Annotated in this window: 12 protein-coding genes; 4 read left to right on the top strand and 8 right to left on the bottom strand. The window is 41.7% G+C overall.

The genetic code is table 11. From position 1 onward, the window contains the following. Nucleotides 1–158 precede the first annotated feature (158 nt). Nucleotides 159–1,187, bottom strand: coding sequence for an STAS domain-containing protein (locus MKZ02_RS01045; protein ID WP_120036002.1), 1,029 nt, complete (start codon nucleotides 1,185–1,187; stop codon nucleotides 159–161). Between the two features lie 397 nt (nucleotides 1,188–1,584). On the opposite strand from MKZ02_RS01045, the gene MKZ02_RS01050 reads away from it, so the two are divergent. The 3 genes from MKZ02_RS01050 to MKZ02_RS01060 are packed head-to-tail and all read left to right on the top strand — an operon-like array spanning nucleotide 1,585 to nucleotide 4,025. Then, nucleotides 1,585–1,893, top strand: a complete 309-nt coding sequence (locus MKZ02_RS01050; RefSeq protein ID WP_120036001.1) for a PadR family transcriptional regulator — start codon at nucleotides 1,585–1,587, stop codon at nucleotides 1,891–1,893. Nucleotides 1,894–1,921: 28 nt separating this feature from the next. Beyond that, the gene (locus tag MKZ02_RS01055) at nucleotides 1,922–3,115 is read left to right on the top strand and encodes a chromate transporter (RefSeq protein WP_406909225.1); all 1,194 of its coding nucleotides are present in this window, start codon (nucleotides 1,922–1,924) and stop codon (nucleotides 3,113–3,115) included. Between the two features lie 31 nt (nucleotides 3,116–3,146). After that, nucleotides 3,147–4,025, top strand: coding sequence for a GNAT family N-acetyltransferase (locus MKZ02_RS01060; protein WP_182917068.1), 879 nt, complete (start codon nucleotides 3,147–3,149; stop codon nucleotides 4,023–4,025). Nucleotides 4,026–4,106: 81 nt separating this feature from the next. Here the strand turns inward: MKZ02_RS01060 and MKZ02_RS01065 are convergent, their stop codons facing one another. Then, nucleotides 4,107–7,205 carry an efflux RND transporter permease subunit gene (locus MKZ02_RS01065; protein ID WP_120035998.1) on the bottom strand — a complete coding sequence of 1,033 codons (3,099 nt, stop codon included), beginning with the start codon at nucleotides 7,203–7,205 and terminating at the stop codon, nucleotides 4,107–4,109. Nucleotides 7,206–7,444: 239 nt separating this feature from the next. On the opposite strand from MKZ02_RS01065, the gene MKZ02_RS01070 reads away from it, so the two are divergent. Beyond that, the gene (locus MKZ02_RS01070) at nucleotides 7,445–8,311 is read left to right on the top strand and encodes a TetR/AcrR family transcriptional regulator (RefSeq protein ID WP_120035997.1); all 867 of its coding nucleotides are present in this window, start codon (nucleotides 7,445–7,447) and stop codon (nucleotides 8,309–8,311) included. Between the two features lie 73 nt (nucleotides 8,312–8,384). Here the strand turns inward: MKZ02_RS01070 and MKZ02_RS01075 are convergent, their stop codons facing one another. The 6 genes from MKZ02_RS01075 to MKZ02_RS01100 form a co-directional block, all read right to left on the bottom strand. Continuing rightward, nucleotides 8,385–9,857, bottom strand: coding sequence for an aldehyde dehydrogenase family protein (locus tag MKZ02_RS01075; RefSeq protein ID WP_340856289.1), 1,473 nt, complete (start codon nucleotides 9,855–9,857; stop codon nucleotides 8,385–8,387). Between the two features lie 42 nt (nucleotides 9,858–9,899). Continuing rightward, the gene (locus MKZ02_RS01080) at nucleotides 9,900–10,865 is read right to left on the bottom strand and encodes a PDR/VanB family oxidoreductase (protein ID WP_259455673.1); all 966 of its coding nucleotides are present in this window, start codon (nucleotides 10,863–10,865) and stop codon (nucleotides 9,900–9,902) included. 43 nt (nucleotides 10,866–10,908) lie between these two features. Next, a complete protein-coding gene (locus MKZ02_RS01085) occupies nucleotides 10,909–11,403 on the bottom strand; it encodes a hypothetical protein (protein ID WP_120035996.1) in 495 nt (164 codons plus the stop codon). Between the two features lie 30 nt (nucleotides 11,404–11,433). Further along, nucleotides 11,434–12,393 carry a heme-dependent oxidative N-demethylase family protein gene (locus MKZ02_RS01090; RefSeq protein ID WP_120035995.1) on the bottom strand — a complete coding sequence of 320 codons (960 nt, stop codon included), beginning with the start codon at nucleotides 12,391–12,393 and terminating at the stop codon, nucleotides 11,434–11,436. Nucleotides 12,394–12,441: 48 nt separating this feature from the next. Then, nucleotides 12,442–13,791, bottom strand: coding sequence for a glutamyl-tRNA reductase (hemA, locus tag MKZ02_RS01095; protein WP_340851435.1), 1,350 nt, complete (start codon nucleotides 13,789–13,791; stop codon nucleotides 12,442–12,444). A gap of 197 nt (nucleotides 13,792–13,988) precedes the next feature. Further along, entirely contained in the window at nucleotides 13,989–15,428 is a 1,440-nt protein-coding gene (locus MKZ02_RS01100; RefSeq protein ID WP_120035993.1) for a purine-cytosine permease family protein, read from the bottom strand. Between the last annotated feature and the right edge of the window lie 51 nt (nucleotides 15,429–15,479).

Here is a 15,479-nt window from a genome sequence, read left to right on the forward strand (position 1 = left end):
CTATTCATGATAAAGAATCATTCTAAATAGAACAAGATGGAAACCATGGGGAGTTTTTACTGTTTTGGCTTGATTATTTCAAAGTTCTAAGGCCTATTTAACTAAAAAAAAAGCTTTAAGAGAATCTTTCTTCTCTTAAAGCTAACAAATTTTCTCAATTAAATAATCTGTCTGCCTTGCTGCGATAAAGCGAATAAAATACCATGCTGCAAACTGCGGAAACAATTAAAGGAAGACAAATGGGAGTTAGACGAAGCGATAGCCATACTGATCTCAGGTGATATACCGACAAGAATGGTCTCTGTACCGATGAGTGAGGCCCCTGCGCTCAATTTCCCAATAAAATCTACCGTTATTCCACTTACATCTTTTTCCAAACCTGTCAAATCAAGAACCAGGTACTGTGCCTTATGCTTTGGAAGATTTGTTAATGTTTTTTCGATTAATTCCTGCGAACGCGCTTCATCATATTTTCCAAGCAACGGCACAACAACAATGTCTTCTAGCACTGGAATAATCGGCGAAGAAATCTCCTTCACTAATTCATTTAGCTCTCTCGTTCTCTCTTCAACTACAGCCTCTAGCTTTTGAATCTCTTCCGCTTCTTTTCTTCTCGCTAACGTGTGAATATTTTGATCCATAGAGTGCTGTGCAGGGAAAAATTCAAATTCACATGTCTCATCGTCTTTGATTTCACTTTTTATCACACGATAAGTCATATTTGTATCAAATAAACCAGATAAGAGGCCAGAAAAATGACCAGGAATAAAGCACCCAGGTTCCGTTTTCCCTTGCTCTATATTGATTCTGTATTCCCAGCTATTTTTAATTTGCAGATTAGCCAACTTCTCCGCTTCACAAAGGCGATCGACAGTCAACTTTCCCCATCCAGCCGAAGCATATGTAATAGGAAGAACCTCTGCTACTTGCTCGATCGTTAATTGCATCTTTTTAAAGTATTCGCTGACAACAAGCCCTTGGCGAAAACCAGTCGCTTCAAGTACAACTTGTGCAGCTTCCTCTCCGGACACCTCTTCAATTGTATCAAAAAATACTTTCATGGCGCTCGTAATCCAGAAAAGAACAGCATCGCCACCGCTGTAATCGAAAACTCCATTTTCAACATCCCATTTAAAATCAATACCGTCCACATTGATTTGTGTCTTTGTTACACGATCCCGTGTCATTCACGAAGTCTCCTTCCAACCTTTTATTTATAAATAAAACTGCTGTCAGCTTTCTTTTTGCCAGTAATCATACTATCCATTATACCTGTAAAACTCTCTTGAAGGTGTACGGAAATTATTGTTACTTCCCTACCGTTATATCTTATAAATTAGGTCAAAACAAGGAATTTGATTTCCTTCAAGATACCGGGTCCTAGCTCCTTCCTCTCTGACTATTCTACACAAGAAAGCAGGCTTGATTTCATCCTCTCTACTGCTTTCTCGCCTTTCAGGTTTGTAAATATTTTGTAAAAATCTTGGCATGTCATAGATTTATTCGAAGGAAGACATTACAATCAATTATAACTCTCGATATCGCTTTTCGTAATTAGCAAGCGGCAAAAGGAGGTACCCTTAAGTGGAGGAAAAAATACTAAGAAAATTATTTTTAGGTTTTATTCACATTCACATTTTACATCATGCGAAGGAACACCCGGTTTTTGGTGCCTGGATGGTAGAGGAATTACGGGAACATGGCTACACAATCAGCCCGGGTACCCTCTATCCCATCCTTCACTCCATGGAACGTGACGGCCTTCTAACCCGCGAAGACCGTCTCGTTGAAGGGAAAATCCGTAAGTATTATACAACATCTGCAAAGGGATTAACCACTTTAAAGGAAGCGCGAAAAAAGGCATATGAACTGTTTAAAGAAATTGGAGACTAGCATAAAGGAGTTAGATTAATTGACTATAATTAACGAAAAATCCAATGAACCCGGACTGCTAAACATCTTGCTCGTCTCTCTGCGGCTGGGATTCACTTCATTTGGTGGGCCCATTGCCCATTTAGGCTATTTCCATGAGGAATATGTACGACGCAGAAAGTGGCTCAATGAAAAAGATTACGCCGATTTGGTAGCATTGTGCCAATTTCTTCCTGGCCCAGCAAGTAGCCAAGTTGGCATCGGCATTGGCGTCATACGTGCAGGTATACCAGGAGGCATCGTGGCTTTTATCGGCTTTACCCTCCCTTCTGTCCTTGCATTGATACTCTTCGCTCTTGTTCTTCAGAATTCGGAGATTAAAAATGCTGGCTGGGTTCATGGCTTAAAATTAGTTGCTGTAGCAGTAGTTGCCCATGCTGTTGCTGGAATGGCCGCAAAGCTGTCACCTGATTTGTATAGAAAAACTATCTTATTGTTCTCTTTAACCGTCACTCTGCTTTGGCAGACAGTTTTTGCCCAAATCCTCCTTATTTTAATCAGTGCGCTAGCAGGTTACCTACTGTATAAACAATCAAGCTCCTGTGATCAACTGACACCGTTGTCCTTTCCTCTATCCCGCAGGTTCGGAGCCATTTGCCTTAGCCTTTTTTTAGGTTTGTTAATCGCTTTGCCCCTGTTGCGGGAAGCTCTCCCATGGAATTGGCTCGCTATGATGGACAGCTTTTATCGGGCCGGCTCGTTAGTATTTGGTGGAGGGCACGTTGTTCTGCCTTTACTTGAGAGAGAATTCGTTCCCGGCGGGTGGCTAAGCGAGGCCCAATTTCTAACCGGATATGGAGCAACCCAAGCAGTTCCCGGTCCACTGTTTACTTTTGCTGCCTATATTGGGACTGTGATCAGCGGCTGGAAAGGCGGTCTGCTCGCGACATTTGCTATTTTCCTGCCGGCCTTTCTGCTTATTTTGGGGTCTTTGCCTTTTTGGGATTCCCTGCGCCGCAACCAACACGTCCAGGGCGCTCTTATGGGAGTGAATGCTGCTGTTGTCGGTATTCTAACTGCCGCTCTTTATGATCCTATTTGGACAAGCGCTATTTTAAAACCTAGTGATTTTGCTTTGGCAGCTATTCTCTTTAGCATGCTAGCTTATTGGAAGCTGCCCCCATGGATTGTGGTGCTGGCTGGTTCTATTGGAGGCTTGATCTTACCCTTTGTTCATGTTTAACATACATTGACAAAAAGAGGAGATGTCGCAAATGGATATTCAATTTGCAAAAGATTACAAAGAAAATGAAGGATGGAGAAACAGCTTCTTTAAGCTTGCGCACTCCGTGTTCGGCCTTGAATTAAAAAGCTGGTATGAAAAAGGCTACTGGGGCCATCGTTATATTCCATTTTCCTATGCTTTAGGCAATCAAATTATTGCTAATGTGTCTGTTAATGTACTGGATACAATCATTGAAGGAAAGAAAAAAAGTGCCATTCAAATCGGCACTGTCATGACTCATCCTGATCACCGAAATAACGGTCTTTCAGCTAAATTGATGAACCGGGTTTTGCAAGAATACGAGGAACAATGTGACTTTATCTATTTGTTTGCAAATAAAACGGTATTGGATTATTATCCGAAATTTGGATTTATCCGAACAACTGATTACCAGTTTTCCATGGAATGGTTCCCAACGGGACAGAATCCCGTTTCTATGAAGCAACTCGATGGGACAAACTCTGAAGACTTGAACTTCATTTATCAATTTGCAGCAGAACGCGTGCCGGTTTCGCAAGTTTTTGGAACGGTACAAGCAGAAGACCTGTTCATGTTTCATTGCATGAACATCTTTCCGGAACATATTTATTACTTGCCGGAGAAAGACATGATAGCCATTTTTGAAAAGCAAGGACAGCAATTAAAAATTTATGACTTGATCAGCAAAAAAGCATTTAATATAGAAGAAATTATAAGCAAGCTAGCAGGTGAAAATACAACCGAGATTTCTTTTTATTTCACTCCTGATCTAGAAGACAGCAAACTGCGCAAACAGGCCTACACGACAAAAGATCAGCTGTTTGTTCGTACCAAAGATAGCTTTTCACTCCCAGCAGTTTTTCAGCATCCAATTACTTCCCAGGCATAGTATCTTCTTAATAATTTCTTATTAGCAGCAAAGAATCTTTTCCGAAAAACAAAAAAGCCCAATTGCGGGCTTTTTTGTTGTTTAGATCTTCTTTTTCCGATTCTTAATCTTCATCAAGCTTTCATATACAATCGGTACAATGAGCAGAGTTAACAGCGTAGAGCTTGTTAATCCGCCGATAACAGTAACACCAAGTCCTTTAGAAATCAGTCCGCTTCCTTCGAGTCCAACCGCAAGCGGAGCGAGAGCACCAATTGTTGCAATGGCTGTCATGAGAATTGGACGCAGCCGTGTGCCGCCAGCCTCCAATAACGCTTCTCGTGTAGATAAGCCTTCCTGCTCTTTGTGAATCACACGGTCAATAAGTACAATCGCATTTGTTACGACGATGCCAATCAACATTAAGGCACCAATCATAGCTGAGACACTCAATGTTTCGCCAGCGATCAACAGACCGACAAGACCGCCAATAATTGTGAATGGCAAGGAGAATAGGATGGCGAATGGAGCAAGCCCTCCACCAAATGTGATAACAAGAATTAAATAGACAATCGCTATAGCGGCAAGCATGGCTAGACCGAGCTGCTTAAATGAATCAGCGATATCTTCTGTTACTCCGCCCATTGAAATCTCAACATTGGAAGGCAATTTAATTTTATCCACTTCTTTTTGGACATCAGCTGACACTTTAGCTACATCCTTGGAAGTGATCTCCCCGCTTACCTGTGCATAAATGCGGCCATTGCGACGGGTAATCGTATCAGAAGTGCTGCCTTCTTTTACTTTTGCGATTTCCTTGATCGGCACTTCCATGCCAAGTGGTGACTGAACAGTCTTCTTGGTTAAATCATTAATTGTTTTATAATCTTCTTTTTCTGATTCAACATATACATTGACTTCTTTTCCATTTTCTTTAATGGTAGTCAATACTTGATTCTGTCCTGCACCTGAGAGCTCCATGCCAATTTGTGCGGCCGTTAGACCAAGCTGACTCAGCTTTTCCTGATCCATAGCGAGCGTGTATTCATCATACGTATCAGATAAGCTTGTTTTGACATTTGTTAACGATTTATTCTCCTGAAGAACCTTCTCTAGCTTTGTAACAACTGGCTCAATATCTTTTGCTTCCTCACCATAGACAAGGAGAGTCATAGCATTGCTTGAGCCCATTCCCGAGAAGTCTTGGCTCGCCCATTCCCCTTTAGATGTCAATTCTTGAAGATCATCGATAACCGCTTCTTTTTCTTTATCAAACCCTTTTGTATCGGGATCATATTCAATGAAGAACATCGCTGAATTAGAATCTCCCGGGTTCATCGGGTTTTCCCCACCAACAGAAAATTGGTACGTTTTCACCCCATCGCGATCTTGCAGCATACCTTCTGCCTTTCCGGCGATCTTTTCTACATCTGCAAGCGTCTGTCCAGGTTCTGGTTTATACGTTGCTATCACCATTTTTTCTTCCTCGGACGGAAGAAAGCTAACACCGATGACCGGTACTAGCGCCAGACTGCCGATTAACAGCAGGACCGCTACAGCTGATGTAATAATCTTATGATTTAGAGACCAGTTAAGCACCTTTTTATAAAAGGCAGCCAATCTTCCCGGCTTTTCTTCTTTATGATTGGCGCCACCTTCTAATTCCTTCTTGAACAAAGAATGGGCCATCATTGGCACGATCGTAATGGCAATCAATAAAGAAGCAAGCAAAGCAAAAACAATGGTTAAAGCAAATGGCAGGAACATTTCTCCGACTGGCCCTTTCACAAGACCGAGTGGCAAGAAAACAGCAATCGTAACAATCGTCGAAGAAGCAATAGGAATGAACATTTGCTTCGTAGCAGCCACAATGAGTTCCTTGCCGCGCAATTTTTCGTCTTTCAGAGACATGCGGCGGAAAATGTTCTCAATGACAACAATAGAATCATCAATAACCCGGCCGATCGCTACGGTCATGGCACCAAGTGTCATCATATTCAGCGTGATATCCATTTGCTTCAACAACAAAATGGCAATCAGCAAGGATAAAGGAATCGAAACGACTGAGATCACTGTCGTACGGAAATTACGCAGGAACAGCAAAATAATAATAACAGCAAAGAAGGCTCCAAATATGGCTTTGCTTAACATCGTTTCTACGGATTGTTCGATTGGTTTTCCTTGGTCGAAAATCGGCGTCGCCTGTAGGCCATCTATTTCTTTCTCCAGGTCATCCAACTTATCTTTTACTGCATTTACTACATCCACTGTATTCGCATCAGCAGCCTTAACAATTTGCATACCGATGGATGTTTCACCATTTGTCTTAGATATTGAATCTGCTTTGCCATTTAACTTCACATCGGCAATGTCCTGAAGTTCCACTGTTGGGATTGCTGCTCCCGGTGCCGGGTTGGCTGCAGCTGCACCTTGTGGCTGTCCGCCGCCAGCTCCAGCTGGCATTGCTGGTATTTTCATTGCTTTTAAATCTTTCAGACTGGCAATTTCTCCATCCACTACAACGGATTTCTCCGCATCTTTAAACGTATAAAGACCGAGCGGCATAGTCACGCTAGAGCCTTTAATCAGGTTTTTAACAGTTTCCTCATCAAGTCCGTATTTCTTCATCTTTTCATTATCAAACTTGATGTCTACTTCATACACTTGACTACCTGAAACTTGAACAGCTGATACTCCCTCGATCCCCTCAATTTCTGGCAAAATTGTATCTTCCATTGTTTTTGTCAGCTCGGCCAATGACTGCTTACTGTTGGAAAGGCTTAGCGACATAATTGGAAATGCATTAATACTCAGACGGGATACATCGGGATCATCCACACCCTCAGGAAGTTCTATCTTACTCAGTTCTTCCTGTACTTCAGCTTGTGCTTTTTCCATATCTTTATCGAAATCATACTCGATCTGTATAGAAGAAGCATTTTGGAAAGATGATGAGCTTACATTTGTAACCCCATCCATATTTTGTACTCTCTTTTCGATAGGTTCTGATATTTTTTCAGCTACCTGTTCTGGCGTAGCGCCAGGATAGATGGTGGTAACAGAAACGAGCGGTGTGTTAATATCCGGTATCGTCTCTAGCTTCATGTTCATTCCGGCATATAACCCTGCAACTGCCACAATAATGGTCATTAGCCAGACAGCAAACTTATTTTTCAAGGAAAACTGAATGATTTTTTGCATGCTTTTTCTCCTTATTTTTTCTTATTGACTTCGGACTTTTCTTTACTATATAATTTGACTGTTTAAATGTAACTGACCAGTCAGTCACAAGTCAATTGCTTTTACTTTTTTTTTATAAAAGTTGAAAAAAGTTTTACAAAACCGTGAAAATAAGCATAATAACTATAACTACTATTGAGTGTAGATAAAGTCTGCTTTTCATAAGAACAGCCTGAAATAACAGTGAAAGAGGGAGCCCGTTGAAGGAGAAAGAAAAATTAGTTATCGAGACTGCTATTAAGCTCTTCGCTGCAAAAGGATTCGCCGCAACGTCCATTCAGGAAATTGCTGATGAAGCCGGCATATCAAAAGGAGCTTTTTATTTATATTTTAAATCCAAGGATGATTTGCTCTATTCCACCCTTCAATATTACTTTAATATTATTGAAAAAAGGCTCTCTCTATATGAAGATCAAGCCTTGTCGCCGCGAGAAAAATTTGTATATCAATTAAAAGAATTAATCGGAGCATTAAGCGAGCATAAAGAATTTATCATTATGCAGGCTCGTGAACAGGCGATCCCTTTAAATGATACCGTGAAAGAACTGCTTTTCCGCATGCATATGGAATCTCAAATGTTTTATCGGGAGGGCTTGCTTTCTATTTATGGCGAAAAGCTCGAACCGTTTGTTTGGGACTTATCTACGATGCTGGACGGGATTTTCCACTCTTATATAAAGGTCATATTAGTGGATGCAGACAGCTTTAACTTTCAGGAAATTGCTGAGTACATTATGAGAAGAATGGATAGCTTGGCAGAGGGGCTTTCTACTGATCTTCCTCTCCTTTCCGAACAAACAGTCACTGATTTGCTGAATAAAACAAAAGCGATCTTTTTGCCAAGCAACGGTACCCTTCACACGATCTTGCAAGCAATGAAGAAAGAATTAGAGAACATGGATGATAAAAACGGCTTGGATGTGTCATTGGAAGTACTGGCAGCAGAAGCAGCTAAAGTGAACCCGCGAATTCCCGTGATCCAGGGAATGCTTTCAAACTTTCAAGGCATCAAGACATTTGATAAGTACCGTCAGGAAATCGCAGCATTATATAACTTCAAATTGTAAACATTCGAAAAGGAGCTGCCAGACAACCGGTTACTGACCGGCCTCTGAAGCAGCTCCTTTCTACTATCTTCTATTAATTTGAAAACCAGCCTACCGGCTCAACAGCCAGGTTAATATTAATTTGCTTAATTTCCTGGAAATCCTCAAGTCCGTACTTTCCGAGACTGCGGCCAATCCCGCTTTGCTTGTAGCCTCCCCAAGGCGCTTCTACATAGGTTGGGTGATAAGCGTTAATCCAAGTAATACCAGAGCGAACCTTTTTAATCACCCGTAATGCTTTTGCCCCGTCTTGTGAAAATACGCCGCCTGCAAGACCAAAATCAGAGTCATTGGCCAATTGAATCGCTTCGGCCTCATCTTTGAACTTTTGGATCACGACGACTGGCCCGAAAATTTCCTCTTGGACAACGCGCATATTCGAAGTGACATTTGTGAAAACAGTAGGTTCAATAAAGTAACCTTTATCAAGGCCATTTTCAGTCAGGCGCTTTCCGCCTAAAGCTAGCGTCGCTCCTTCCTGTTTGCCAATCTCAATATACTTCAAAATGCTTTCCATTTGCTCCTCCGAAACGATAGCTCCCATTTCTGATCCTTCTTCAAGACCAGGCCCTACTTTAATTCTTTTTGCCCGCTTGATAAATCTCTCAACAAATTGATCGTGAACGCTCTCTTCCACGAGAATGCGGCTTCCGGCAGAACAAACTTGGCCGGCTCCAAAGAAAATTCCAAACAACGCATAATCGACCGCTGTTTCAAAATCAGCATCAGCGAAAATAATGTTAGGAGATTTTCCGCCGAGCTCAAGCGAGATTTTCTTTAAGTTGCCTGAAGCAGCCTGCATGATGCAGCGACCTACCTCTGTACTTCCTGTAAAAGAAACGACATCTACATCCTTGCTTTCAGCGATCGTCTGGCCAACGATAGATCCTTTGCCCATCACCATATTAGCGACGCCTTTAGGAATACCCACTTCTTCAAGGATTTCAAACAGCTTCATGGCTGTGCATGGTGTTACTTCTGCCGGCTTGAAAACGATCGTATTCCCTGCCGCAAGTGCCGGAGCAATTTTCCAAACACTCATTAATAATGGGAAATTCCATGGAACAATCAGACCAGCCACTCCCACCGGCTCACGTACAACCATTGCCTGCACTGGCTCCGGTACATGATAAGTTTCACCGTCCGGCGTTGTAATAAGACCAGCATAATAGCGGAAACATGTAGCCGCATCGGCAACATCGAACCCAGCCTCTCCCTTTGTTTTACCGTTATCTCTTACTTCCAGCTCAACAAGCTCATCATACATTTCTTCAATTTTATCCGCGATCTTGAAAAGAAACTTTGCTCGTTCCTGTGCACTCAAATCAGACCATACTCCGCTTTCGAATGCTTGTTTTGCTACTTGAATCGCTTCTTCTGTTTCTTCTTTCGTTGCCCGTGGAGCTCTGGCAATCAGCTCTCCATTTGCTGGGTTAAACACTTCATTCGTATCCGGGTTACTTGCTGTTCTCCATTCCCCGTTAATATAATTTTTCAATTCTAACACTTGTGTTGTCACAGTCATTTTATTTTCCTCCCATGATCACTTTTATAGATTTAGAACGAGCTTTCCTTCTTTCGCTCTTGAACAGCAAGTTAAGATTGTGTTTCTCTCTTTTCTTTCTTCCTCTTTATAAAACAGGTCGCGATGATCCACTTCCCCATTTACCACTTCTACTTCACAGCTTCCACATCCGCCAACTTTACAAGAATACGGGGCATCCACTCCTGCGCTCAAAAGGGCCTCTAAAAGAGATTGATCCGCCTCAATCTCCAGAAGCTTGTTGCTGTTGGAAAGTTCAACAACGAATGGATGATTTGGTCCATCGGCTGCTGCTGCAAACAATTCAAAGTGAACGGATTTTTCTGGATAACCGTATGACTTTGCTGCCTTCCTGTATTCTGTTACCATTGAAACCGGTCCGCAGAAATACACATGTGAACCAATTCGGTGATCTTTCATCGTTTCTGGAGACATTTTTGCAGGCTGCTCTCCCCTGGAAAAATAAAAGGTGCATTTTCCCGGATACTTTTCATTTAAGTAATCATAAAAAGCACAAAGCTCTTTTGTTCTGGCGGCATAATGCAATTCAAAGCTTTTTCCTTCCGCTTCAAGATCGGCCATCATCGTTAAAAATGGAGTAATGCCGATACCAGCAGCATAAAAAACGTGGTGCTTCGCCTGAAAGCTGAGCGGAAAATGATTTTTTGGAAAGCTTACTTCCAGACAGTCTCCTTCTTTCACACGATCATGCCAGTAGACAGATCCTCCTCTCGAATTGTCATCGCGGCGAATAGAAATGGAATAATGCGAGCGGTCTGTCGGATGACTGACGAGTGAATAATTTCTTTCAATTACATTCTCCCCTGCTTTTATAAAGGTGGTAACATGCGCACCGCCTGTAAATGCAGGCAATGGCTTTTGATCCTCCGGGTGCAGGTAGAAACGTTTAACGGTCTCTGTTACCTTCTCGATTTTCCCGACGTACATCTTGATATTTCCTGCTACTCTCATATGAATCACTCCTATCGTTGTATAAAGTTTTCATCTATCTTGATTAATTCGGGATAAATGGATAACCAATATAGCCTTTACGTACTTTCGAAAAGAACGGTCCCACTTCCATGTGGGCATCACAATGAGAACATTGGACTTCTGGAGCTTCATCAATTTCACTCAAGCTATAACATTTCATACAGTAGACATATCGCCTTTTCGGTCCGTAAACGACTACCTGAATTTCTTCCTCCGTAAATCCCGCTTCTATCGCTGCCGTGAAGACCGCTTCTGCATTATCCCAATCAGTCGCAATATAAAGCTGTGTCCCCATCTTTTGATTAAGCAGCACTTCCTGAATCTCTTCTCTGTCTCTTTCTTCTGCCATTTCAAACGTTTCATAGTCTACTTCCTGCTCAATATAGTTCAAAAAATGTTTGAGCTCGTGATCGGCTTTCTGATCAAAAACGATGAGATACTTTCTTCTTTCAGGCTGTATAGAAAACTTTTCAACAATTGCTTCTGAACGATCAAAAAACACAGGACTGTTATACATACTTTTTCACCATCCTCCAGATAAACTTTCTTAATTTACTTTGATGCTTTCCACTAAGTTCTTTAAATACTCGACTGAAGGAGCCAGGAAAGGCGCCATTCCTTTGTATTCAGCCATCGGCTCTGGAATATCTTGCAGAACGCTGTACGTTAAATCGAGCCATTCTGGTCTTTTCGCAAGATCCTCTAATGGAAGAAACTGTGTATTTAATACAAACAAAATGGCATTGCTGCGCGGCATGCGGTAAAACTTCTGCTCTTCTACACGAAGATGGACAAGTTTTCCTGCATTTTCCGCGTTTACCTTTAATCTTTCTGGTCCCCAAATGTCCATCGTTTCATAGTTTACGTCCCAGCGGTCAGCCATCAAATTCCAGTTGATTCTTGTCCATGGCGTACCCGGTTCAATGCGAAGTAAAAATTCTCTTACTCTTGCTACAAGATCGACTCCCGTCCTTGAAACGAAAGGAACAGGGCCATGAATTTCATCAAACGACATTCCCTTGTTCCAATGAGGGGAAAATAGGGCGGCGTACGATTCTTGAGCAACTTCTAAATAAAAGTTGTCATCCCTATGCACCATTAACACGAAGTCTGTATGAAAATGACGGCCGATAAAGTCAAGAGGCTCATATGGGATGCTCGTTTCATCTCCAAAAATGAAGGTTTCGGTTTCTCCAAAAATTAGATTTTGGAATGTCCACTTATCGCCATCTTTTTCAACTTTGAAGTATTCCGGGTATCTAGTAACGGCCATATCGATCAGCATTTCAGCTACTTCCCATTGCATTTCTAACGTATGAGGGAAGGATTGAAAGCGCACTTCCGGCTGTTCTTCTAGCAGTTCCCGTTTCTTCAAGACTTGTATTTTGTACTCCGGCGTAATTTCAACACAATTTATATTCTCCAGCTTCTTTAAGTCATTGGAATAACGGTAGTTTCCACTTGTAAACGGAAAAGGAAATTGATCGAGATTAGTAGATTTAAACATAGTGAAGTCCTCCTTCAATATAAAAAGATAATTAATAAAAAATTTCTATCAGCTGCCTGTTTCTTGGAATAGTTCTTTTAACGCTCCATCTTGGAAAGGATTCCTCGGTTCTTCTTCCGATTTTTCTGATGTGAATAATCGGGTAAATAACTGTAAGTATTCTTCCCTTTTGCTGCCGCTTGTCTCTGCTAGTATTTCTTTCATTTTGATAACAGGCTGATGAGTCATCTGGCTGGCAATCATTTTTGCATACTTGTAGATGACTCGCTTTTCCCTCTCTGAAAGACTCGGCAGTTTATTTTCAATCTGACGGAAGGCTTCTTCCTGAATCTGCACCGACTTCTTCTTAAGCTCGCTGATCACTGGATTCACTTCCAGCAAATGAATCCAGGAATAGAAGCTAGCTACGTCCTTTGCAATCATGTCAGTGATCTTCCGGGCTACGTCTCTCCGCTGCTGAACATTGAATTGAACAATGCCATTTAAATGGTCAACATCAAACAAGTAAACGTTTGCAATAGATGATACAGAAAGGTCAACGTTTCTCGGCACCCCAAGATCGACAATATGCAGTGGGCGTTTCTTTCTTGTTCGGATGATGTTAGCCATTTCTTCATACTCTATTAGAAAATGGTCTGTCTCTGCTGCGCAAACAAGAATATCTATCTCCTTTATGACAGCTAACCGCTGATCAAATTGGCAAGCAGTTCCGGAGAACTGTTCCGCCACTGCGATAGCCTTCTTGAACGTACGGTTTACGATAAATAAATCCGTGCAGCCGGCTGCTATTAAGTGCTTAATGGCAAGCTGACCCATTGCTCCTGCTCCAAGAACGGCCACCTTCTTTTCTGCCAGGCTGCCGCATTGCTGCTGCAATAACTGAACGGCAGCATAGCCGACTGATACAGGCTGCTCACTAATGGCTGTTTCTGTATGAGCCTTTTTTGCCATTGTTATAGCCTGTTTAAACAAGCGGTTAAATACTGGCCCTGTTCCGCCTGTTTCCATGCTTTCAAAAAACGCTTGCTTTACTTGCCCCAGTATTTGTGTTTCACCAATGATCATAGAATCAAGGCCACAAACCACGCGAAACAAATGACGAACAGCTTCATGCTCCCGTTTAACATAAAGAGCTCCGGCTACAAGGTATGAATCTGCGCCTGCTTTTTCGCACAGACTTTTTTTAAGAATGTTTTCTCCTACCTGTAGAAATTCTTTTTCTGTTAAAGCATAGATTTCCACTCGATTGCATGTCGTCAGAATCACACATTCGTGGATACCAAAAATATTTTTCAATTTAAGAATAAGCTGCTTTCTTTCCTCCCGTTCAAAAGCAAGCGATTCCCTAATAGACAGCGGCGCATTGTCATGATTTAACCCTACGACCAAAATAGACACTTCATCCCTCCCTTTCTCATAAGAAGCCGTTGAAAACTTTAGCTACGAAGGCGAGAAATATTCACAAAACTATTCTCATTATTCAGAAAGCAAAAATCATGCCAACTTACAAAAAGAGTTTAATAGCTACTTCCACGCCTTGCTTTCCTTTTTCACATTCATTTATAAAATAAATATTCATATATGAAATCAGCTTGTTACATACTGTCTTTATATGGAAGAGCCTCTTTTACAGTAGCTGGTGTAAATTTACTCGCCTTGCGATCTACTTCATAAGCAAAGATGTATTTAGCCGAAATATAATAACAGATACCTGCGGCAAAGTAAGCAGGAATGCCAGCTGTGATATAGTGAAACCATCCACTTGCTGCGTCAAGAAGCGGGTTATACAGCAGCCAGTAGGCAGCCGTGCCGGCAATAAAACTTGTAATAGCAGAGGGATTTACTCCGCGCCAATAAAAATAGTTGCCGTTTGTATCGTACAGGTCACGAATGGATACTTGCTGTTTTTTAACAAAGAAAAAGTCTGAAATCACGATTCCGCCAAATACAGCCATAATATAAGAAATAATTGTAATGAAAGAATTAAACGCGTCATAGAAGCTGGAACTGAGCAGCAACAAAACAGTCGGGATAGCCGTTGCCATAGCAAAGGACCACGATTTCTTGGGCAGAACGGTTTTGAAGCTGATCGCCTGGGAGTACATTAAAAAAATAACCGCCGTTAAATTACCGAGTGTAAGCAGGACAAGCCCAATTAATCCAATCCATGTGCCGCCGATTGCAAACATCCAATCTGTTGGATCAAGAGAAGCTACAACCAGCGCCGTAAGCGCTCCCAAAATGGCAGCTACGTTTACGAGAACACCGTAGCTTAAAAAGCCTGCTTTGTAGGCAGCCTTTTCAGTTTTTGCCAGCCGGCTGTATTGGCCGAGGTAAGGAAGCCAGGAAAAACCCAATCCAATATTTAATTCAAGAGCAGTTGCGAACGAACGAGAATGCTCTTCATATGGTTCAGCAGGATTTAATGCAAAAATTTTATCGAGACCCTGTCCTACTAGTAAAATAGAGATTAATCCGAACATCACTAATAAAATGGCTGGCACACCAATTAAATTAAATTTACGGATAACGAGCGGACCTTTAAATGTAACGAAAAACGCAACAGCAAACAATAGAATAGCAAAGAGCGGCGCCCCTGTTGTTCTTGTTGTAAAAAACTCAGGAAGATGAAACAGGCTAGCAATTTCTACAACTGCCTGGCCGGCCATGAAAAGAGCGACTGACATATAACCGATTGTTAATACCATAAAAACAAAATAAAAAATATTGGACCCCAAATAACCAAGCGAGCTACGGAAACCAATAAAAGTATCCACCCCGTAGCGGGCAAAAAGAATAGTGATGGGTACAATCAGCAAAACCGGCAAGGCATTTCCGAATAAAATGGTCGCCATGGCTTCTTTTGCGCTGACGATCATGCCTGTATAACCGCCAACAAGCAAACAAAAACACGAAACACCGATGCCAACCTGGATCAATACCAGATCCCAGAGACCGAACACCCGGTCATTTTTCTGAGCGGGAAGAAAGCCAAAAGCGACATCTTTGGAGATAGCTGATTTCTCGTTACTCATAATTTACCTCCTGACAGTTTTTCATTTTAGTTGTATAGTAAAAAATAAAAC

This window comes from Pseudobacillus sp. FSL P4-0506 (genome assembly GCF_038003025.1).
In the GTDB taxonomy this organism is placed as follows: domain Bacteria; phylum Bacillota; class Bacilli; order Bacillales; family Domibacillaceae; genus Pseudobacillus.